Annotated in this window: 19 protein-coding genes; 7 read left to right on the plus strand and 12 right to left on the minus strand. The window is 39.5% G+C overall.

Features of this window, described 5'->3' with window-relative positions:
* Positions 1-23 precede the first annotated feature (23 nt).
* Both H5116_RS09645 and H5116_RS09650 read right to left on the minus strand, forming a co-directional pair.
* On the minus strand, positions 24-2,798 hold the full coding sequence (locus H5116_RS09645; protein ID WP_182716025.1) for a hypothetical protein: 2,775 nt from the start codon (positions 2,796-2,798) through the stop codon (positions 24-26).
* A gap of 249 nt (positions 2,799-3,047) precedes the next feature.
* A complete protein-coding gene (locus H5116_RS09650; protein ID WP_182716026.1) occupies positions 3,048-3,845 on the minus strand; it encodes an alpha/beta fold hydrolase in 798 nt (265 codons plus the stop codon).
* Between the two features lie 444 nt (positions 3,846-4,289).
* Between H5116_RS09650 and H5116_RS09655 the strand changes: the two genes are divergently transcribed.
* Both H5116_RS09655 and H5116_RS09660 read left to right on the plus strand, forming a co-directional pair.
* Complete coding sequence (locus H5116_RS09655; RefSeq protein WP_182716027.1) at positions 4,290-5,573, plus strand: aromatic amino acid transport family protein; 1,284 nt, start codon at positions 4,290-4,292, stop codon at positions 5,571-5,573.
* 133 nt (positions 5,574-5,706) lie between these two features.
* A complete protein-coding gene (locus H5116_RS09660; RefSeq protein ID WP_182716028.1) occupies positions 5,707-7,050 on the plus strand; it encodes a M24 family metallopeptidase in 1,344 nt (447 codons plus the stop codon).
* A gap of 52 nt (positions 7,051-7,102) precedes the next feature.
* Here H5116_RS09660 and speD read toward each other — a convergent pair whose 3' ends face one another.
* The 8 genes from speD to H5116_RS09700 form a co-directional block, all read right to left on the minus strand.
* Positions 7,103-7,915 (minus strand): adenosylmethionine decarboxylase, encoded by an 813-nt coding sequence (speD, locus tag H5116_RS09665; protein ID WP_024597058.1) that lies wholly within the window; start codon positions 7,913-7,915, stop codon positions 7,103-7,105.
* 88 nt (positions 7,916-8,003) lie between these two features.
* Positions 8,004-8,417 carry an OsmC family protein gene (locus tag H5116_RS09670; protein WP_002958863.1) on the minus strand — a complete coding sequence of 138 codons (414 nt, stop codon included), beginning with the start codon at positions 8,415-8,417 and terminating at the stop codon, positions 8,004-8,006.
* A gap of 86 nt (positions 8,418-8,503) precedes the next feature.
* Positions 8,504-8,851 (minus strand): DUF3802 family protein, encoded by a 348-nt coding sequence (locus H5116_RS09675; RefSeq protein WP_002958862.1) that lies wholly within the window; start codon positions 8,849-8,851, stop codon positions 8,504-8,506.
* Between the two features lie 132 nt (positions 8,852-8,983).
* Positions 8,984-10,453, minus strand: a complete 1,470-nt coding sequence (gene astD / locus H5116_RS09680; protein ID WP_182693187.1) for a succinylglutamate-semialdehyde dehydrogenase — start codon at positions 10,451-10,453, stop codon at positions 8,984-8,986.
* 15 nt (positions 10,454-10,468) lie between these two features.
* Positions 10,469-11,485: an arginine N-succinyltransferase gene (astA, locus tag H5116_RS09685; RefSeq protein WP_002958860.1), complete on the minus strand. Its 1,017-nt coding sequence runs from the start codon at positions 11,483-11,485 to the stop codon at positions 10,469-10,471.
* An 85-nt stretch (positions 11,486-11,570) separates the two neighbouring features.
* Positions 11,571-12,776, minus strand: coding sequence for an aspartate aminotransferase family protein (locus H5116_RS09690; protein WP_182716029.1), 1,206 nt, complete (start codon positions 12,774-12,776; stop codon positions 11,571-11,573).
* Positions 12,777-13,155: 379 nt separating this feature from the next.
* Positions 13,156-14,316, minus strand: coding sequence for an HDOD domain-containing protein (locus tag H5116_RS09695; protein WP_024596661.1), 1,161 nt, complete (start codon positions 14,314-14,316; stop codon positions 13,156-13,158).
* 43 nt (positions 14,317-14,359) lie between these two features.
* A complete protein-coding gene (locus tag H5116_RS09700) occupies positions 14,360-14,941 on the minus strand; it encodes an aminodeoxychorismate/anthranilate synthase component II (RefSeq protein ID WP_024596662.1) in 582 nt (193 codons plus the stop codon).
* 550 nt (positions 14,942-15,491) lie between these two features.
* Between H5116_RS09700 and H5116_RS09705 the strand changes: the two genes are divergently transcribed.
* A complete protein-coding gene (locus H5116_RS09705; RefSeq protein ID WP_002958856.1) occupies positions 15,492-15,734 on the plus strand; it encodes a YdcH family protein in 243 nt (80 codons plus the stop codon).
* A 62-nt stretch (positions 15,735-15,796) separates the two neighbouring features.
* Here H5116_RS09705 and H5116_RS09710 read toward each other — a convergent pair whose 3' ends face one another.
* Together H5116_RS09710 and H5116_RS09715 are read right to left on the minus strand one after the other, a co-directional pair.
* Positions 15,797-16,153, minus strand: a complete 357-nt coding sequence (locus tag H5116_RS09710; RefSeq protein ID WP_182695908.1) for a putative quinol monooxygenase — start codon at positions 16,151-16,153, stop codon at positions 15,797-15,799.
* Positions 16,153-16,983: an SDR family NAD(P)-dependent oxidoreductase gene (locus H5116_RS09715; RefSeq protein WP_182712479.1), complete on the minus strand. Its 831-nt coding sequence runs from the start codon at positions 16,981-16,983 to the stop codon at positions 16,153-16,155. Before H5116_RS09715 ends, H5116_RS09710 begins: the two co-directional genes overlap by 1 nt.
* A gap of 267 nt (positions 16,984-17,250) precedes the next feature.
* Here H5116_RS09715 and galE point away from each other — a divergent pair, with 267 nt between their 5' ends.
* The 4 genes from galE to H5116_RS09735 are packed head-to-tail and all read left to right on the plus strand — an operon-like array spanning position 17,251 to position 21,492.
* Entirely contained in the window at positions 17,251-18,264 is a 1,014-nt protein-coding gene (gene galE / locus H5116_RS09720; RefSeq protein ID WP_149601995.1) for a UDP-glucose 4-epimerase GalE, read from the plus strand.
* 1 nt (position 18,265) lies between these two features.
* A complete protein-coding gene (locus tag H5116_RS09725) occupies positions 18,266-19,330 on the plus strand; it encodes a UDP-glucose--hexose-1-phosphate uridylyltransferase (RefSeq protein WP_182716030.1) in 1,065 nt (354 codons plus the stop codon).
* Positions 19,320-20,468, plus strand: a complete 1,149-nt coding sequence (gene galK / locus H5116_RS09730) for a galactokinase (RefSeq protein WP_182716031.1) — start codon at positions 19,320-19,322, stop codon at positions 20,466-20,468. The genes H5116_RS09725 and galK overlap by 11 nt, the downstream gene beginning before the upstream one ends.
* Positions 20,469-20,487: 19 nt before the next feature.
* Positions 20,488-21,492, plus strand: a complete 1,005-nt coding sequence (locus tag H5116_RS09735; RefSeq protein WP_182716032.1) for a Gfo/Idh/MocA family protein — start codon at positions 20,488-20,490, stop codon at positions 21,490-21,492.
* The last annotated feature ends 11 nt before the right edge of the window (positions 21,493-21,503 follow it).

Here is a 21,503-nt window from a genome sequence, read left to right on the forward strand (position 1 = left end):
TAACTTAAATCTATTTAGTTTAACTATTTAAATTCAAGGTCATTTAGAACCCGCCTTTTATGTGTTTTTTCAAGAGAATAGTCTGGGATCTTCTCTATTCCAGTTCTCAGAATGATTTTTTCTTCTGGACTCAATTCTTTAACTAACTTATTTACCAAATTCGACTTTTCAACATTGTCCAATACAAAGTCAGCTAGTAGCTTATATGCTTTATGGCTTTGTACTTTCTGTGTAATCTCAATGTGCGATTTTGCATATTCTTCTGGGTAACTCTGTTCCAAACTTATGAACTTTTGAATTGTAATGTAGCAAATGAATATATTTATAGACGAAACACTTAAGTGCTCTAAGTGTGTTACTAAAAAATCGACTAAATCTATATTTTGAGTATGTGAATTACAATAATTAACAACTTCACCGAGGTCGTTTATTTTTTCAAATTTCAAGTCACTTGAGTAACAATTACTTACTGTGCTAAAAGCATTAAAATGCTTCTGCATGATTATATCCACTAGAGCTTTACTTGAAGTAATGAGAAACAACTTATTTAAAACTTCTTCAAGATCATTTTCTTCAGTTACTTTTATCAAAAGATTTTCTAGAGCAGTGCTTTTAAGTAGTAGCTCTATATTTTTTGCATCTGGTTTACTTAATAGTGCTAAAGCAAAGTTTTTTCTTATATTTACAGCCTCGGCACTCTCTTGTTGATTAAAAATATACCCAAACCTTGCAAATGAAATTGCCCAATCTTCATAATCTAAAACTTTCTTACTTAAACTACTTATTGAATCTGGGGTCGCTTCTAAATACTCTTTGAAAACATCCTGATCTCTAAGCTCTAAAACTGGAACATTTTCTAATAATATACGCTCTAAATAATTTGTGGTCTTAGTTTTATTAAAAATGTTCTGATGGCTGAAGATAGTCTTATTAACGGCTCCATCTACCCCAAGTATGAATTTGAGTAGCAACTCTAACTCATACTGTTCTGAGCTAATATTCACTTTACTAATTATTTTTTTGTAAAGATCAAGAAATGGATTTACAGCTTCATAATTTCCATCTAAAGACAATAAGCTATCTATTTTTTTATATTCATTAATTAAAATATTGACTGTGGAAGGGCTAAATTCCCTTAAGATCATTAAGAGTAGTAAGCTATCAAAACTAACTTCCCCTAAAAGTCGACCTTTAGTCCAGCTGCTATCGACTCGTCTCATAATTCGCTTCAAAACCCTGATCGAGCTAATTAAGTTACTTGATATTTTCGCAGGCTTGTAAGTAACAGAGTTAAAACTCAATGGTTCACTCTTGATAAAGCTTTTAAAGTTCACCGAGCTTATATGCCCAGATAGTCTCATATGATTATTAAAAATTTCTTCTGTATTAAGTTCAGCCCATCTACATATTAACTTTGTATGATTAAGTACTACTATATTTTCAATATGATCAGCTATCTTGCCTAATACCTCAACTTCTTTTTTTTTACTATTTCCCATAACTATTATAAAGTTAAAATTGTTTAAATTTTTATCTTTTAATCTGTCTAATAGCGCAGCTATGCCATTTAAACGTTTTTCGTTTTCCTCGCCGGTTCCACGATCAACATCTTGCAGAGTAATGAGTAGTTTATGATTAGTTGTTTCGAGTACATCATTAAGTTTTTGAAAGCGTATATCTGTATCAACAGAACCAGCAAGTAATGTAGAAGCGAATTGAAATACGCTACCACCCGACTTTAGTGCTTCAGTGTAATGTTTAGGTAGTGCACGGAAGGCACACATATCAATATATTGGCTTATATCATCAATAATATTACTAAGTATTACATGAGCGACGCTGCCACTGGCTGTACCCCACGTAGATATATCACTGTGTATCCAAACACTCTCTTTTTCAGATTTTTTTGCTAAATCATTCACAACACTTTCAACGATGCTGCTTTTTCCGCAACCATAAGGCCCACAAAGAGCTATGTGTTGTGCTAAATCTTTTTCATATTTATCACCGCCATTTTGTAACCGCTCAGTAATACGGTTGGCATAAACTTTTAAATCTGGCTCTAATTGATCTGTACTTTTGATAGTTGAATCATCTTTGAACCATTCTCTAAAATCCTCTAACGTTTTTAATTCTGAACTTCTTTTAGTTTCAAGCAGTTCATTTTTAGATACGGAGTCTTGTTGTTTGCTCTGCCTGTGTTCATCGCACAATAAGTAAATCGCTAAAATTAAATAATTAACTGCTAGGCTGATAAATACATAAAAAGCAGCTGCTATATCAGCAAGACCAACAGCAAAACCTACATACATAGTCGATAGTGCAACCAATACAGCAGTAAATATTGGCTTTTTGGTATAAAGCTTTATCTGATAAATGACGGTTATTTGCATGCCAATAAACGTAAGTGCTAAGTATTTTAAGCTCATAAAACTTTGTGCGTATAACGCAGCTTCATCAAGTTTTGCTGCTGTGCTTAGCATGTAAAAAGCAGTTATCAACAATGACGCTAATACAGCAATTGTCACTGGCGGATATCGCCAGCTTAATCCAATACTGCGTTTAGGGTGCGATATATAAAACTTATCAAGCAGGAGCTTTATGCCAATACCCGCTAAAAAAGTACTGCTGTAATGCAAAACCGGATTCGCATTTAAAATAGCGTTCCAACTTGAATATGCCTTTTGTACAAGACCAACTTTGCTTAAAAATACAGTAATTGTTGCGGCGGTAATTGCGCACAATAAAAGAGAAAGCCAGCGTGTGGCTGTAATGGGGAGAGTTTTAACTTGCGACAACTTAATATCCTTATCAATACGTTACCTTGCCAGTGTATATCAATTGAATATTATTGGATAAGCAAGTTTAAGAAATAAAGTCGCCTCTTGGCTTTACCGCTCGGATGGCGCTATGACATGTTGGATTTCGCTTCGCTCTACCCAACCTACGCTTCATAAGTTGGGCTTTATTCCTTCAGGGGTAGGTCTTGTTTTGAGTTTAGGGCGAAAATCAAAAAGAATGTACCGATCCTATTCCTTCTACAACCCTTAACGATTTTGCTGGGCGATAAAAGCAAGCGAGTGCTGATTAAATAAGTCAGGACGTTCCACATTACAGACATGGCCGCAATGGTGAATAGTTTGCAGTACGCTGTTTTTATGACGCTTAACCATTTCTTTAACAGGGCCAAGGAACATATGATCTTCTTTGCCCATAATGTAAAGTATGGGAATATCAATGTCTTTTTCTTTGAAGTATTGCATTAAAGGATTTACGTCCATGGCTAATTTAAACCATTTTATAAACTCTTTTTGGCACAAGCGTTTTGCTTCACGAACAAACAAAAGTCGAGATTCTTTATGACGCTTTTTCGGCATCATAATAAAAGCAAATAAACGATACAGCCACATATAAGGCAAGAAGTGTTTAAAAGTATTACCTAAATAAACCAATATATTACTGCGCGTATTAAAACGAGTAACCGCTCCACCTAGCACCATGCTAGAAACATATTGCGGCGCAATTTCAGCAATATTTCGAATGAGTATTGTGCCCAATGAAATACCAACAAAGTGTGCGCTGGTGATATTGTTATGATCTAACACATCGATAATGTCTCTAGAGACATTATTAAATGAATAATTATTATCAACAAAGTTTTGTACTAAGTTATTCGATTTACCGTGACCACGAAGATCTAGCAACAACACATTATATTCTTTTTTATAGGCTTTAAGCTGACGAAACCAAATTGCCGAGCTACCACCTGCTCCATGGACAAATACAACCCATGTTTTACCGGTTTCGTGCGCAAAAGTAGTATGGAAGAGAATCTCTTTGCTCATTGCAGTTAGTGGCCTATTTACTTCGTTTGGCATATTCAATTACAGGAAGTATAACGGAGTTTAATAAAAATCTCTTATGAAGTTCAGATCAATGGCTTCTACTTAACAGCTTTTCGCTGCAGATTCTGATTTTTAAATGAAAGCCAATAAAATGACCTTCCCCTATTTTTACGTTATGAAAACCGCCTACCTCGGCTTTACTGCTCGCGTGACACTATAGCGTGTTGGGTTTCGCTGCGCTCAAACCAACCTACTTTAAAATTATAATGTGGTTCTGCCGCTTAAGGGTTTGCTCACTTTTACACCGCTGTTTCGTATTCATGACACTTACCCTTCAATTTGGTCTAATTAATTAGTCTACAAATCCTCTCAAAACATGAAATTTTTAGCTAAAAACTATATTCTTGCGCGCGATTATTATTTAAATAATGGATAAACACACACATGACAACATCTCAAGATGCAACGCTTTCAAATGCATCAACAAAAGGTGCACACACACCTTCAAACACACCCACTTCTAAATGGAACCTGCACGATACGCAGTGGACTTTAAGCCTTTTTGGTACCGCCGTTGGTGCGGGTATTTTATTTTTACCTATTAACATTGGTATTGGCGGTTTTTGGCCGTTAATTATTTTGGCATGCTTAGCATTTCCAATGACCTTTTGTGCACACCGTGGATTAGCGCGTTTTGTACTTTCATCAAAAAATAAAGATGCCGATTTTACCGATGTAGTTGAAGAGCACTTTGGTGTGACTGCGGGGCGGTTAATTTCTTTATTATACTTTTTATCTATATTCCCAATTTTGCTTATTTATGGTGTGGGCTTAACTAATACCGTTGATAGCTTTATGGTTAATCAAATGGGGATGGAATCACCTTCTCGCGTGTTGCTTTCGGGTGTATTAGTTGCAGGTATGATTAGCTTAATGATGGGCGGCGAGCGCTTAATGCTGCGTGCCTTTGCTATTTTAGTTTACCCGCTTGTGGGTATATTGTTCTTTTTATCACTTTATTTAATCCCAAGTTGGCAAATGCCAGATATGACAATGCCTGAAATGGGCAGCTTTGGAAAAACATTGTGGTTATCGATTCCTATTATTGTGTTTTCGTTTAGCCACGCAGCGGCTATCTCAAGCTTTGTAAACGTGCAACGCGGTCACTACGGTGAACAAGCTACACATAAGTCTGAGGCGATTTTAAAGCGCACTAGCTTACTACTTATTACCTTTGTACTGTTATTTGTGTTCTCTTGCGTGCTGTCGCTTACAGGCGAGCAAATGGCAGCGGCTAAAGCCGCTAACGTATCGGTTTTATCCTACCTTGCTAATATTACTGATAACTCGTTTATTGCCACACTTGGGCCGCTTGTTGCCTTTATTGCTATTACATCGTCGTTTTTGGGTCACTTTTTAGGGGCACGTGAGAGCTTTACGGGTTTAGTAACTAAACAAACAAGCTTAAGCACAAAAGCGGCCGATAAAATTGGTGTGTTAATTATGTTTTTAGCTATTTGGTTTTGCGCTGTTAAAAACCCAAGTATTTTAGACATGATGGATCAGTTATCGGGCCCTATCATCGCAATGATTTTATTCATCATGCCAATGATTGCAGTTTATAAAGTGCCTGCACTTCATAAATACCGCAACCGATTAAGCACGCTATTTATATTAGCGGTTGGCTCACTTGCTGTATTTGCACTTATTTACAGCATGATTAATTAATACGCTATATATTCAAAAGCCCAGCTAATTTAATTAGCTGGGCTTTTTTGTTTGTACGCTTTGTCTCAAATTATTTTTTTATAGTGTGGGTTCTGGCATGTTAAGTACAAATTAGCCTAAAAATAGCCCAACTATGCAATACAATAAATTATTACTAATAAGCGCATGTTTGCTCGCAACACTATTTGTAAGCCCTTTAGTTAAAGCCTCAGAACCTCCAATAATTTTATCAATGAAAGAGCGCGCAGCGTTTATAGATAAAATAACTGAGCTTAGAATCAATAGCTTAATGCCCTCGTTAATGAAGCAGCACAACACTGATATGTGGCTTCTTATAAGCCGCGAATACAATGAAGACCCAATATTAAAAACAATGCTGCCTGCAACATGGCTTTCAGCCAGACGCACCACTATTTTGCTATTTGCACTTAATAAACAAGGTGGTGTTGATGCTTACGCTATTGCGCCTTATAAAATAGGTAACATATTTAAAAAAGGCTGGGATAAACAAACACAACCAAGCCAGTGGGAAGCACTCAATACACTTATTGAGCAATACAAACCTCGCAACATTGCGCTTAATACTTCTACCGACTGGGCACATGCCGATGGCCTTGTGCTAGGCGATTACAAAACCTTAATGGCTAACTTACCCGCCACTTATCACAATAAAATAATTTCTGCAGAGCCGCTTGGTGTTGCGTGGTTAGAACAACGCATTCCTGAAGAAGTTAAAATGTATAAACATATTGTGGCTATTGCCCATCATATTATTGCAGAGGGGTTTTCGGGTAAAACAATTACGGCGGGTGAAACAACTAGCGATGACTTGGTATGGTGGTTTAGAGAGCGTGTAAAAGAGCTAAAACTACAAACATGGTTTCATCCAAGCGTTGCTATTCAACGCGTCGATGCGAAGTCGTTTAATCATGAAGAAAGCTTTACCAATGGCTACGATGATAACGTTATACAAGCCGGTGATTTACTTCATGTCGATTTTGGGATTACTTATTTACGCTTAAATACCGACACGCAGCAGCATGCGTATGTGCTCAAAGAAAACGAAACGAGTGCGCCTAGTTACTTAGTTGAAGCACTAAAAAGCGGTAATAAACTCCAAGATATATTTACCAATCAATTTGCGGTAGGAAAAACCGGTAATGAAGTTTTAGCTGCAGCACGAAAAGCCGCTATTGCTCAGGGATTAAAACCCACTATTTATACTCATCCTCTTGGCTATCATGGTCATGCTGCTGGTACTACATTAGGTATGTGGGATTCTCAGCAAGGTGTACCGGGAGATGGGGACTATCCGCTACATTTAAATACGGCTTACTCAATTGAGCTTAACAATGCGGTGTTTATAAAGCAGTGGAATAAAGAAATAAGAATAATGCTAGAGGAAGATGCTATTTTTGATAAAAGCGGTGTCTGGTATTTAAATGGCCGACAAACACAATTATTGCTTATAAAATAAAGCAAAAAAAAAGGCGCTCACTGAGCGCCATTTTTAATTTAATTCGTTGCTATTATTCTGTATCTGGCAGGTTACGGCCATAGAATATTTCTTGCATTTCGCGAGTCAGCTTAGAGCGGATCTCGTCTTCTTCTTCGTCCGATAACTCATCAGTAGAAAGGCCGAATAAATAGGTATTTAAGTCGGTTTCTTTTAACATCATTTTAGTATGGAACAGGTTTTCTTGATACACGTTCACGTCCATCATTTGGTACGCTTCTTTTGTATCTTCTGTCATGAAGTTTTGAATCGAGCTAATAGCATGATCAATGTAGTGCTTAACACCGTTTATGTCGCGGGTAAAACCACGAACGCGGTAGTCTATTGTTACTACGTCTGACTCAAGGCTATGAATTAAGAAGTTTAACGCTTTAAGTGGCGAAATAATGCCACAGGTAGATACTTCAATATCAGCACGGAATGTACAAATACCATCATCAGGGTGAGCTTCTGGGTATGTGTGTACACAAATGTGGCTTTTATCTAGGTGTGCAACAACTGAATCAGGTAATGGGCCTGGTGCTTCGTCAGCATCGTAATTTTGCTGCTCTTCTACTGGTTCTTCTGAAACCAAAATAGTTACACTTGCGCCTTGCGGTTCATAATCTTGGCGCGCTACATTTAAAATGTTAGCACCAATAATATCAACAACTTCACCTAAAATATCGGTTAGTCTATCTGCACTGTACTGCTCATCGATATATTCAATATATTCTTTACGTTGTTGCTCGGTCTTTGCGTAACAAATATCATAAATACTAAAGCTTAAACTTTTGGTTAAATTGTTAAAGCCATGAAGTTTAAGTTTATCGAAGGGTTTGTTCATAATAAACCAACCTATAAATTAGTGGGTTCTGCACCTGCAGAATGAAAAGTTCGCGGATTTTATACGAATTTTCCTCGTGGAAAAAGCGTTATTTTGCTTGATCTTGCACAACTTCGTGGCTATGCGTAATTTCTACTGTTTTATCAAGCATTAATGCAACCGAGCAATACTTTTCAGCAGAGAGTGAAACTGCACGTGCAAGGTGCTTTTCAGACACATTATTACCCTTAACAACAAAGTGTAAGTTGATTTTGGTAAACACGCGCGGTGCTGTTTCGGCGCGTTCTGCACTGAGTTGCACTTGTACGTCTGAAAAATCTTGTTTAGCTTTTTTTAAAATACTAACCACATCAACTGATGAGCAACAGCCAACTGACATTAAAACCATTTCCATTGGGCTTGGTGCTGCGCTATCGCTGCCGCCATCAAACACAACATTGTGGTTAGAATTAGAACGGCCAATAAACGTATCGCCTTCAACCCATTTTACATTTGCTTGCATTGTTATATCTCAAAAAAATATTTTCTTGATTGTAAGCAACTTAGCCGTAGTTGCAAATGAAAATGCAACGCAGGGCTATAAAATGGCTAAGATTGTTGTGCTAAAGCGCTATCAAAGAGGTTTTTTACTAAACCTGCAAATTCATCTATAAAGGCATGCTGTTCAACCGTGACAGGCTGTGAGGTGATGCTGCTGAGGACTTCTTCTAAATCGTAAACTATGCCATCAACTTCACGTACAATTTGACTACGCTGCTCTGTGTTGAGGTCTGTGTGCTGCTCGCAAATAAGCATCACATTTTGTGCAATAACGTCTTCGATTAATTCCATTACTGTTGGAGCGCCTGGTTTTATTTCGCCAGGCTTCTCAAACAATGCTAAATTTTGAGTTAGATACATGATCAAATCATCGTACCCTTGCCTATCTAAAACCATTATGCGAACCACCTAAATATATTTAATTATGCTGATTTAAGCAGAAAGAGTCGATAATTACTAGCCTTGTACGATAGCAATACAAAAAAAGCAGCCGAAGCTGCTTTTATAATAATTAAGTAGTATTACTACTTAATCTATTTTTAAGCCTGGGCTTAGTGTTGCTGGCATCGCTACTTTTTCAAGCTCTACTGAAGCAACTGGGTATGCACAGTAATCAGCTGCGTAATACGCGCTTGCTCTGTGATTGCCCGATGCACCAATACCACCAAATGGTGCTGCGCTTGACGCGCCAGTAATTGGGCGGTTCCAGTTAACAATACCAGCGCGAATACGACGTAAAAAATGGTCGTAATCTGCTGCACTATCACTTAATAAACCAGCCGATAAACCAAAGGTTGTATCGTTTGCTTTATCAATGGCTTGGTCAAAGTCGTCAAAGCGGAATACTTTTAAAAGTGGTCCAAAATGCTCTTCATCTGGGAAGTCACTAATATTTGTACACTCAATAATACCTGGTGTTACAAAGCCAGTATTAGCTGTGTGCTCAAGCTCTACTAATACTTGAGCGCCAAGCTCAACAAGCTCGTTTTGCGCTTTAACCATGCCCGCTGCTGCCGCTGATGAGATCATAGAGCCCATAAATGGCTGGTCTGCATCATCGTAGTTACCTACTTTAATCGCTTTAGTTGCAGTGATAAGGCGCTCTAAAATTACATCGCCTTTGCTACCTTTAGGTAAAAACAGTTTACGTGCACATGTACAACGCTGGCCGCTTGAGATAAACGCTGATTGAATAATATCGTGAACAACCGCTTTAGTGTCTTCAACGTCAGTAATAATAAGTGGATTATTACCACCCATTTCTAGCGCTAAAATTTTACCCGGTTGACCCGCAAACTGTTCATGTAAAATATGACCAGTACGCGAAGAACCCGTAAAGAACAAGCCATCAATCCCTTTGTGAGCAGCAAGGGCTTTACCCGTTTCTACTTCACCTTGAACTAGGTTAATTACACCGGCTGGTAAGCCTGCTTTTTCCCACAGTTTAAGCGTAAGCTCGGCAACTTTAGGAGTCAGTTCAGACGGTTTAAATACAACCGTGTTACCGGCTAAAAGCGCTGGCACAATGTGGCCATTAGGTAAGTGACCCGGAAAGTTATACGGACCAAATACGGCTACAACCCCATGTGGCTTATGACGGATCATTGCACGGCCAAGTGGCATTGCGTTTTCTACGTCGCCAGTGCGCTCTAAAAATGCTTTTTCAGAAATGGCAATTTTACCAACCATAGCACCCGCTTCTGTGCGCGTTTCCCACAGTGGCTTACCTGTTTCTTGTGCGATAGTAATAGCGAGCTCTTCGCTGTTTTCTTTTAATTGCGCTGCGAATGCTTTAATTATTTCTAAACGCTCAGTAAAGCTTTTATCAGCCCATGCATAAAACGCTTCGCGCGCTGCATTTACTGCGGTGTCTACTTGCGCCGCAGTTGCTGATGATGCCTGCCAAATAACGTCGTTATTTGCAGGGTTTACTGAATTAAATTCTGTGCCTTGGCCTTGTGACCATTGACCATTAATAAATTGTGCAGGATGAGTCATATACTTTCTCCTAAATTAAATCGTGGTTGCACTAACAATATCGCCAGTTTGCAAATGCAATGCATCTGCTACTTCTTGCGATAAAATAAGGCTTTTTGCGCGCTCGTCAAATGTCATTGGTGCAACGGTTGCTCTAAAATCTTCAAGCTTTTCGTTAGCTAGTAACACCATGGTGTCGCCAGTCATTTCGCCAATTTCAACGTTAAAGTTATTTGCATTACGAATCGTCGCAATGTTATCTACTTTTGCTTCAACCGTTGGGCCGCCGTCAAAAATGTCTACATAGCCATTAAACGTAAAGCCTTCGCTTTTTAATAACTCGATTGCTGGGCGTGTGTTGTCGTGTACTTTACCTATTACGGCTTGCGCATCTTTACTTAGCAAATTTACATAAATTGGGTATTTAGGCATTAGTTCAGCAATGAAAACCTTTTGGCCAATACCTGTTAGGTAGTCGGCTGTTGGAAAATCCATTGAGAAAAAGTGCTCTTCAAGCCACTGCCAAAAAGGGCTACTGCCATTTTCGTCAGACACACCGCGCATTTCTGCAATCACTGTTTGTGCAAAACGCTCTTGATGCTGCTTTATAAACATAAAGCGCGCTTTTGAAAGTAGCTTACCGTTACAATTTTTACGATAGCCATCTTTTAAAAACAATGTGCAAAGCTCTGTAGCGCCTGTGTAGTCGTTACATAGCGTTAAAATATCAACCGCTTTGTATACGTCTAATGTGCGCGAAGAGTGAATCACTTTACTTAAGTGATAATGATAAAATGCATCATCAAGCCCTACCGCAGCTTCAATTGCAGACGTACCTACAACATCACCGGTTTCGCTATCTTCAAGAACAAACAGGTAGCCTTCGTCACCGGGTTGTGACGTTTGCTTAGCAAATGAACTTACAGAATGGTCTATTTTCTTTTGCAATAGTTCTTCGTTTAATGGCAAAGACGTAAAACCATGCCCAGATTCGTGGGCAATTTTCAGTAATGCTGAGTAATCATTTTGCTGGATTGGGCGAAGGATCATCATGAGTCCGCTTGCTCCCTTATAAATAACGGTAAATAGGAATTGCAGGGCAAGCGGTGCTTGCCCTTAATTGGTTGGCTTAAGTCGCTTATGCGTTTACTACGCTTGCTACTGCTTTTTCAAAGCGTGCCATACCTTCGCGAATGTCCGCTTCAGGAATTACTAAAGATGGAGTGAAACGTACTACGTCTGCACCGGCAACTAGTGACATAAGGCCTTGCTCAGTACCTGCCACTAAAAACTCTTTTGCACGACCTTTGTATTGCTCGTTCACTACTGCACCAATTAATAAACCTTGGCCACGGATTTCGCTAAATACGTTGTATTTTTCGTTAACCGCGCTAAGTAGTTCATTAAATAATGCGGCTTTTTCTTTTACGCCAACCAGTACTTCTGGGGTATTTACTGTATCAAATGCAGCTTCTGCAACAGCACACGCAAGCGGGTTACCGCCATAAGTAGAACCATGTGTACCTACTTTAAGGTGCTGTGCAATTTCAGTTGTTGTGATCATAGCGCCAATAGGAAAACCGCCGCCAAGTGCTTTAGCTGAAGTTAAAATATCAGGTACTACGTTTAAGCCTTGGTATGCGTATAAATCGCCAGTACGACCAACACCTGTTTGAACTTCATCAAAAATAAGCAGTGCGTTATGTTTAGTACATAAATCGCGAACGCCTTGAGCAAACTCATCAGTTGGTGAAACAATACCGCCTTCACCTTGTAGAGGTTCCATCATTACGGCACATGTTTTATCGCTGATAAGTGCTTCAAAAGCAGCTAGGTCGTTGTAATCGCAATGTATAATGTCGCCAGGCTTAGGGCCAAAACCATCTGAATATGCAGCTTGGCCGCCAACAGTTACGGTAAAGAATGTACGACCGTGGAAACCTTTGTTGAACGCGATGATTTGTGATTTTTCTGCGCCAAACTTATCAAGTGCAAAACGACGCGCTAATTTAAGCGCGGCTTCGTTTGCTTCTGCGCCAGAGTTGGCAAAGTAAACTTTTTCAGCAAATGTCGCATCAACCATTTTTTTAGCTAGGCGAAGTGCCGGCTCATTGGTCATTACGTTAGATAGATGCCAGATTTTTTCGCCTTGCTCTTTTAACGCGCCTACTAATGCAGGGTGGCAATGGCCAAGACAGTTAACTGCAATACCACCAGCAAAGTCGATAAACTCTCGACCTTGTTGATCCCATACGCGAGAGCCTTCGCCTCGAACAGGAATTACGCTTGAAGGTGCGTAGTTAGGAACCATTACGTGATCAAATAATTCGCGATTGACTGTCATTTTATTTCCTCTTAATTGTGAGCAACACAAAACATCAAAATAGGTGTTTGGTTAATATTTGTAACCAACTTTATAGGCAAGATCAGTAACCTGATAATTGCGCAAAATTGCTTTGTGGTTCAATTTTCAGACGCACATTATTTCAGAATTACTTATATCTGTCTCGTTAAAAACTTTCATGTATCCCTTGAAAATAAAGGGCTAAAGATATTATTTCATAGATAGTGAATAACTATTTGCATAGCTATTTATGCTTATTTTTAGGCAACTAACCGCATGAGTACAGAGGCGCACACGCTTTAATCGGCAAATATGTAATATAACAATAAGATGAGAATGAATGGTTAGTCGCAAAAAAATTAACAAAAAATTCAGATTTTTAGTCAATTTGAATAGCTAAATTGGTAAAATTACTCGATTGGAGGGTTTTTAGTTCCGTTTTAGTGAACTTAAAGTGCGAAAACCAGCTTAGAGCTTCATCAGGTTCAATAAGTTGATGTTCTTTTAAATTAAGATATTGAGAATAGCACCGTGCCTTTAGCATTACTTCTGTTAATGGCAGTAATGTATCGACCTTATCTACCCCATTTACTAGCTGCTGCATTACCCCTTTAAACGGTAAATATTTAAAAGCCATTTTGTCTATTACCTTAGCGCTTACTTCTATCGATTTATTGCTAAGTAGAGTAGTTAAAAATAGCGGGTCGGGCTGAAGCTCTAATAATGCGGTGTGTAAATCTTTTTGGTTTTCATTTCGGGCTAGCTGTACTTTACGTTGCCATATTTGCTCAAACGTTTTTAAGTACAAGCGCACTAATGCAATTCGCCCTACATCTAAAAGCATACCAAGGGTAAATGCATGAACGTCATTTACATTATTAATTTGTGCAATTTTTTGCGCTGCAATCGCGTTTGCCATCGCGCTGTCGCGTAGCCGGCGTTTTAATAACGAAAATGGTTCGGTGCTATGTGGCATCCAATGGCGGGCAGCAAATGTAGGAATAACTAGCTGTAAGTTATCAAGGCCAATATAACGAAGGGCAAGCGATGGTTTATCTACTTTTACAGACGTGTTTTTACTACGTTGATTACGATAGTAAGGTAAATTAACGAGCGTTACTAACTCCCTACCCAACCAGCTTATATCATTAACCAATGGCTCTAAACGCCCTACCGACGCTGACTTTACCGCTAATATATCGAGTATATTGGCAATACCATCTTCAATACCTATGGTGCTATGAATTACGCCATCTATATCTTCGAGCTGCTTATATATAGCTGTTTCAATTGTTTTGTGCAGTTGCTCACTGGCTTGAGCGCGGTACTTATGATGTGCAGTACTGCTTTGCTGGCGTTTATTCTGTGCGGCCACTTCAACCTGCAGCAAGGTACGCTGCTTCATGGGTTCGCCGTAATCTATATCTAATGTATGAATGAAACCAATTTGCTGATGCGCAAAGCTGTGCCCAAGCAATAAGTCATGAGCTCGTTGGCTTAGTATTTTGGCAGTACGCTGCTGGGCTACAAGTTCAGTCATGACATCCATTAATAAAGTATAAAATGCTATGTGTATTATAACATTAGAAGCGAGTTAAAAAGTTATCAAGCAGTTCTAAGCCTTGAGCAGTTAAAATAGCTTCGGGATGAAACTGCACACCTTCGATAGCAAGTTCATTGTGTAACAACCCCATAATTTCGTCAAACTCGCCTTGCTCAGTTTGAGTCCATGCGGTTACTTCAAGCTCTTTAGGCAGAGTTTGCGCTTTAACCACTAAAGAATGATAACGACATACCGTTAACGGATTAGCTAAGCCTTTAAACACCCCTTTATTAGTATGAACTATGGGTGATGTTTTACCGTGCATTACTTTTTTAGCACGTATTACATCTCCACCTAAAGCTTGTGCGATAGTTTGATGCCCCAAGCAAATCCCTAAAATAGGATATTGCCCTTTTAGTTGCTCAACAACATTTAGTGAAATACCCGCTTCGTTAGGGGTGCATGGCCCTGGCGATAACACGATGTGCTGCGGGTTTAACTGTTTTATTTGTGCAATGCTTAGCTCATCATTACGTTTCACTAAAACGTCTTGATCTAAACGCTGAAAATATTGCACTAAGTTGTAAGTAAACGAATCGTAGTTGTCGATCATCAACAGCATTACACAACAGACCTTATAAATTATTGACCACTACTTTACACAAGTGGTACTAAGCGCTGCATTCTACCACTATTAATTAACCAACATAAATTAGCAAAAAGCGTTAAAAATTAACTCTTTTAGCTAAAATGCTTAAAAGCCTTTAGCGGGTATTGGTTTACTAAACTTTAACTCTGGTTAAGAGATTTACTAACGTATTGAATCATGATGATATTTAAATTTATTTTCTCTAGCCAGAGATTCCTTGCACCTTGAGCAATAATATCGAACCCTAAGCTTTTTACGACTAGTTAATACACCTACGTAGGCTGTATACCCCAACAATAAATTATTGACCTCTAAAGTACGTGCACTTATTGATCGCACTATTAAATACTTTGGTGAAATGCCTTACTGAGCAAAATAAACAGATTGTTTGTGCTACATCAAATTAGTGGCTCGATGGTTGAATTATATCTATGTAAGCCCCAGTGTATTATATGAAAGGCAGTAATTCACTTATACAACTCACTTACTTGTGAGCTCATTTATATCCTACTAAGGAGCGAATATGTTAGGCGAAGACCACTCATTAACAAACGACTTTCCAGAGTACTTAAAGACCATTGCCGAGTTAAATGAAAGCGATACTGAATTTGCAAAAAAAGCAGATAAGTACGACAAGCTAGATAAAGAGATTAGAGTGTTAGAGCTCAAAGATGCGCCCATAAGCGATGAACAAATGCATCTATTAAAACACGAACGTACAGAATTAAAAGATTGGCTATACGAGCGCTTGCAGCAAGAGCAGTAATGCCACTAAAAAAAGAGCTCACTGATGAGGTGAGCTCTTTAGATCAACAATGGGTATTTTCTCTAAAACTTTACAAAGCCACCCACAGGTTTCATAAATACACTGCTTGGGCCTGCAAAGGCTTGTGCAAACTCTTCTGATAATTGACTAAATACCGTTACTTTATCCATATCAACTACGCTTAAAAATAGTGGGCCACTTTCGCCCCAACCAGCAAGATGCGCTTTAGCAGCATCTTCATCTTGGTAACGCTCGTAAATATGTACATTGCGCTTGTCATCACTTACTGTCCACTCATACACTAAAGTGCCCGCTTCACTTTTAGCCAAAGTAACTAATTGCGCCATTACCAGTAAAAACTCATCGTATTTACCTTCTTTAATTTGGCCTTGTACTGTCCAGGTAACATGCTTTTTCATTATGCTTTACCTAATTTAAGCTGTGCTAAAATACTGTCTAACGTATCTACGAGTTGTTGATTTTTAGCATTATTAAGTGCATCAACATGAGGAGGCGCAAAGCGTCCTGTATCGTTATCAAAATACAGGCCTGCGGCATCTTTAAATTCATCACTAAGCGCTGCGCGACAAAAAATATCTGCGCCAATTTTTAAATCCCCACCATCTATACCGTAAGCGTCTTTTACCATTTTGCTTCCCAGTAACGATTTAGGGTTTACCGATACAACTAATGGCCCAATATCTTTAAGCTCAAGCCCTAAATGACGTGACCACATAGTAATAGCCAATTTACTTTGTGCATAAGCCGCACTATCAGAAAGTTCAGTGTTACCTATAAGTGCATTTAAGTTAACGCTTGATTGCGCAGCTGATGACACATTAACCACTCGCGAATCATGACCAAGGACAGGTAATAATAGTTTTGTAAGAAGATATGGCGCAATCGTGTTTACAACAAAGCGAGCATCAAGGCCGTCAATTGTTGTAGCATCAACTAATTGATAAACGCCTGCATTATTAATAAGTACGTCGAGCTGGTTATTATTTTCGGCCATATCGGCTAATACATTTTTTGCCAAAGTTTGAACTTGGCTCATATCGCTTAAATCAGCAATATAAGTATGTGTACTTGCATTTGGGTATTGCTCGGTTAAAGCTACTTGTAGCGCATTGAGCTTTGCTTGGCTGCGGCCATGTAATAATACGGTGTGACCTTGTGCTAATAACATCTTTGCAGTTTCTAGCCCAATGCCATCGGTTGCGCCGGTAAGTAAAATTGTTTTGTTCATGTTGATCTCTCCTTACTTTATTTTCGCTATATTAGCACCCCGACTTACTGCTGATAATTAGGCCAATAGTTGAATCAGTTTATAGAATTAATTGATAAAGCTAAGCCTATGTTAGTTAATATAAAAGCATTCCTTTAAGAGGAAGATGAGTGTTTAAGCTGAATATTTTTTATGCTTTTATTTGAATTACTCAGCAATCATAACTATTGTTTTTAAACCACCTTAATAGTAGTATTTATCATATAAATACACTTTTCGAGAAATAACATGAAAGTTTTAGTTACTGGCGGCATGGGTTACATAGGTAGCCACACATGTATTGCATTGCATGAAGCAGGTATTACACCTGTTATTTATGATAACTTGTCTAATGCAAGTGCGCGGGTACTTGACCAACTCGAAAAGATTACAGGTACTCGGTTTGAGTTTATTTTGGGCGACATACAAGACGAGCAACAGTTTAAGCTCGCTCTAAAACACACTAAAGCCGAAGCTGTCTTTCACTTTGCAGCTTTAAAAGCCGTTGGCGAATCTACCGAGCAACCGCTGCGTTATTATCAAAATAACGTGTCGGGCACATTAAGCATGCTACAAAACATGCAAGATGAAGGCGTTAACCATATTATATTTAGCTCATCGGCTACAGTATATGGCGAGCCAGACTACCTCCCTATTGACGAAAAGCATCCTATACGCGCAACGAACCCTTATGGTTGGACTAAAGTCATGGTTGAACAAGCCATGCAAGACGTATGTAATGCCAACAGTCAATTTATGGGTATTGCGCTTCGTTACTTTAACCCAGTAGGTGCACACCCAAGTGGTTTATTAGGTGAAAGTCCTAATGGTATTCCTAATAACTTAATGCCATTTATTGCCCAAACTGCAGTAGGTAAACGTGACGTGGTTAATATTTTTGGTGACGACTACGACACCGAAGATGGCACAGGTGTGCGCGACTATATTCATGTTTTAGATTTAGCTAAAGGTCATGTTGCGGCATTTATGCAGCATAAAACAGATACCGCATTTCATGCTTACAACTTAGGCACAGGGCAAGGTTATTCTGTGCTTGATATGATCAACGCATTTAGCGCATCAGCCAATAAAGATATTCCGTATAAGATTGCACCGCGCCGAGCAGGTGATATTGCCTGTAACTACGCCGATGCTACAAAAGCGCAAAACACACTTAACTGGTACGCAGAACTAACACTTAGCGACATGACAAACGACACATGGCGCTGGCAAACTAATTACCCAAGTGGGTTGGAGAGTTAACATGGCTTTATTAGAAAGTACTCACAGACGTAAAAACCCGCTAACGGGTCGTTGGGTATTAGTGTCACCACATCGTAATAACCGCCCATGGTTAGGCGCAACAGAAGCCGTTAACGAAAACGTATTACCAAAACACGATGAAAGCTGCCCACTTTGCCCAAGTAATACCCGTGCAAATGGCGACAGTAACCCAGATTATAAATACACACACGTATTTAGAAATGACTTTGGTGCACTCACACCTAATGCCAGCGAGCAATTACAAAGCTTAGAGTCAGACAGTGATTTATTTATTGCCGACGAAGCCAGTGGCGAATGCCGCGTAATTTGTTTTTCTCCAGAGCATAATAAAACACTACCAGAGCTTAGCCAAAACGCATTGCACGAAGTAGTGAAAACCTGGAAACAAAATTACACAGAGCTTGCACAGCAGTACGAATGCGTACAAGTTTTTGAAAATAAAGGCGAGATCATGGGCTGTTCGCAACCTCATCCTCACGGCCAAGTTTGGGCTCACTCGCATTTATCAACCGAAATAGAAGCCGAAGATACCCAGCAGCTTGCTTATTATAAAAAGCATGGCACAGCTATGCTTGCCGATTACGCACAAAAAGAGCAAGCGGATCAAACACGTGTTGTATTTGAAAACGAACATTGGCTTGTTGTGGTGCCATTTTGGGCAGCGTGGCCGTTTGAAACAATGCTAGTAACTAAAGATAATATTCAAAACTTTAGCCAGTTAAACGATGCGCAAACAGACTCTTTGGCTCAGGCACTTAAAGTATTAACCACTAAGTACGACAACGTATTTAATTGCAGCTTCCCATACTCAATGGGATGGCACAATGCACCGGCTAATAGAGGCTCTGATGAGCAACATTGGCGTTTGCATGCCCATTTTTATCCGCCGCTACTTCGCTCTGCTACTGTTAAAAAACACATGGTAGGCTACGAAATGCTAGGCGAAAGCCAACGCGATTTAAGCGCAGAAACCGCTGCTTCTATTTTAAAAGCAGCCAGTACAACACACTATAAAGATACAGCAGGACACACAGATGAAGCTTAACGAATTCCAACAACAATTTTTGTCACTGTATGGCGCGCCTGCTCAAGGTATTGCAGCAGCACCGGGGCGTGTAAACCTCATTGGCGAATTTACCGACTACAACGACGGTTTTGTTTTACCGTGTTCGTTAGAGTTTCGTACCCAAGTAATGTTTAAAGAGCGCGACGACAATATTATCACTGTGCATTCTTTAAATTACCCAGGCGAAAAAGACAGCTTTAGTGTTGATGAAGAAATCACTGAAGGCCAATCGCAATGGGGTAACTACATTCGTGCTGTTACTTATGTTCTTAAAAGAGCAGGCTACACACTGCGTGGTGCCGACCTACTAATTGACAGTAACTTACCGCAAGGTAGTGGCTTGTCGTCATCGGCCGCACTAGAGGTTGCTGTAGGCGGTATGTTTAACCATATTGCACAGCTTGGTTTACCGCCAGAGCAAATTGCGCTATTTGGCCAAGAAGCCGAAAACGACTTTATGCATTGCCAATGCGGCATTATGGATCAGCTTATTTCAGCTAAAGGCGAAAACGGGCATGCGCTATTAATTGATTGTGAAAACTTAGCAACCAAATCAGTTAAAGTTCCTGATGATTTAAATATTGTTATTGTTAACTCTAACTACCCGCGTAAGTTGGTTGATAGCGAATACAACCAGCGCCGTATTGACTGCGAACAAGCAGCTGTAAAAATGGGTGTAGAAACACTTCGCCAAGCAACCATGACTGCCCTACAAGCAGTAAAAGCGACATTAAGCGAAAACGAATATAAACGTGCACACCACGTAATTAGCGAAAACGACCGCGTAATTGCAGCAACAACTGCACTACAGAATAACGATATGGATGCACTTCGTACGCTAATGGCTGCATCGCATCAATCACTTAAACACGACTTTGAAGTAACCGTACCTGCAACCGATGGCCTAGTAGAGATTTGTAAAGAAGCCATGGGCGATCGCGGTGCAGTACGTATGACGGGTGGCGGCTTTGGTGGCGCAATTGTATGTTTGTGTCGTGATGCTGAAGTACCACTAATTAAAGCAGCGGTAGAAAAGCATTACTTTGAGCGTTTTAGCCTAAATGCTGATATTTACGTATGTTCAGCGGGCTCAGGATTACAAATTACGTCTTTTTAAATAAAACTAAGGAATAAGCATGGCAAAGGTTAATTGGGGAATTATTGGGTGTGGCAATATAGCTCACACCTTTGCTAAAAGCATTGCGTATTGTAATGATGCACAGCTTATTGGCGCGGCATCAACGAGTATGCAGCGCGCTAAAGAATTTGCCACACCGTACAATATTCAAGGCTATGAGAGCTATCAAGCTCTTATGCAGTGCCCAAATATAGATGCCGTATATATTGCCAATACGCACGATCAACACTTTAAAACGATAGCCCAATGCTTAAAACACAATAAGCACGTGCTAAGCGAAAAACCAATTACCGTTAATGCTAAGCAGTTGCAAAACCTCACTAAGCTTGCCAAGCAACAAAACTGCTTTTTAATGGAAGGCGTTTGGATGCGGTTTTTACCAGCCATAGTAAAATTACAACAACTCCTAAGAGAAGATGTTATTGGTAATGTGCACAGTGTTAATGCCAACTTTAGTTTACCTGGCAGCTTTGCAGACACTCACCGATTAATGAACCCTGTAACAGCGGGTGGCGCCCTGCTCGATTTAGGTATTTACCCTATTTCGATTGCTGATGTGGTATTTAATAAAGCCCCTGAACACATCAAATCCTTTGTACATAAAAGCACAACCGGTATTGATGAGCGAAGCACTGCTTTAGTTGATTACGGTAACGGGCAATTTGCATCTCTTGCCAGCGCACTGCAGCAAAATGGCCCAACAGAAGCATGTATAAACGGTGAGCTTGGCTATATTCGAATACCTCAATTTGTAGGCGCGCAATCTATAGAGCTACATATAAGTGGCCAAGACCCTAAATACTTTGAATACAACTTTAGCGACGATGAAAACTTTAAGTTTGAAATTGCACATGTCACGCAGTGTATATTACAAAAACAAACCCAAAGCAGCGTGTTGCCACTAAGTACTAGCTTACGAGTTATGAATATAATGGATACCTTGCGAGCACAATGGCAACTGCAATATAGCAATGCCGTCGAGTCGGCTGAACTGACTAATTAAAAAATAAAAAT

Source organism: Pseudoalteromonas sp. SG45-2 (assembly GCF_014164115.1).
In the GTDB taxonomy this organism is placed as follows: domain Bacteria; phylum Pseudomonadota; class Gammaproteobacteria; order Enterobacterales; family Alteromonadaceae; genus Pseudoalteromonas; species Pseudoalteromonas distincta.

Bases quoted from the DNA above. Each gene is read 5' to 3' on its own strand.
- galE (WP_149601995.1), top strand. From the start codon at position 17,251: ATGAAAGTTTTAGTTACTGGCGGCATGGGTTACATAGGTAGCCACACA.
- H5116_RS09715 (WP_182712479.1), bottom strand. From the start codon at position 16,983: ATGAACAAAACAATTTTACTTACCGGCGCAACCGATGGCATTGGGCTA.
- H5116_RS09710 (WP_182695908.1), bottom strand. From the start codon at position 16,153: ATGAAAAAGCATGTTACCTGGACAGTACAAGGCCAAATTAAAGAAGGT.
- H5116_RS09735 (WP_182716032.1), top strand. From the start codon at position 20,488: ATGGCAAAGGTTAATTGGGGAATTATTGGGTGTGGCAATATAGCTCAC.
- H5116_RS09670 (WP_002958863.1), bottom strand. From the start codon at position 8,417: ATGCAAGCAAATGTAAAATGGGTTGAAGGCGATACGTTTATTGGCCGT.
- speD (WP_024597058.1), bottom strand. From the start codon at position 7,915: ATGAACAAACCCTTCGATAAACTTAAACTTCATGGCTTTAACAATTTA.
- astA (WP_002958860.1), bottom strand. From the start codon at position 11,485: ATGATGATCCTTCGCCCAATCCAGCAAAATGATTACTCAGCATTACTG.
- astD (WP_182693187.1), bottom strand. From the start codon at position 10,453: ATGACTCATCCTGCACAATTTATTAATGGTCAATGGTCACAAGGCCAA.
- H5116_RS09695 (WP_024596661.1), bottom strand. From the start codon at position 14,316: ATGACTGAACTTGTAGCCCAGCAGCGTACTGCCAAAATACTAAGCCAA.
- H5116_RS09705 (WP_002958856.1), top strand. From the start codon at position 15,492: ATGTTAGGCGAAGACCACTCATTAACAAACGACTTTCCAGAGTACTTA.
- H5116_RS09655 (WP_182716027.1), top strand. From the start codon at position 4,290: ATGACAACATCTCAAGATGCAACGCTTTCAAATGCATCAACAAAAGGT.
- H5116_RS09660 (WP_182716028.1), top strand. From the start codon at position 5,707: ATGCAATACAATAAATTATTACTAATAAGCGCATGTTTGCTCGCAACA.
- galK (WP_182716031.1), top strand. From the start codon at position 19,320: ATGAAGCTTAACGAATTCCAACAACAATTTTTGTCACTGTATGGCGCG.
- H5116_RS09690 (WP_182716029.1), bottom strand. From the start codon at position 12,776: ATGACAGTCAATCGCGAATTATTTGATCACGTAATGGTTCCTAACTAC.
- H5116_RS09700 (WP_024596662.1), bottom strand. From the start codon at position 14,941: ATGCTGTTGATGATCGACAACTACGATTCGTTTACTTACAACTTAGTG.
- H5116_RS09650 (WP_182716026.1), bottom strand. From the start codon at position 3,845: ATGAGCAAAGAGATTCTCTTCCATACTACTTTTGCGCACGAAACCGGT.
- H5116_RS09725 (WP_182716030.1), top strand. From the start codon at position 18,266: ATGGCTTTATTAGAAAGTACTCACAGACGTAAAAACCCGCTAACGGGT.
- H5116_RS09675 (WP_002958862.1), bottom strand. From the start codon at position 8,851: ATGGTTTTAGATAGGCAAGGGTACGATGATTTGATCATGTATCTAACT.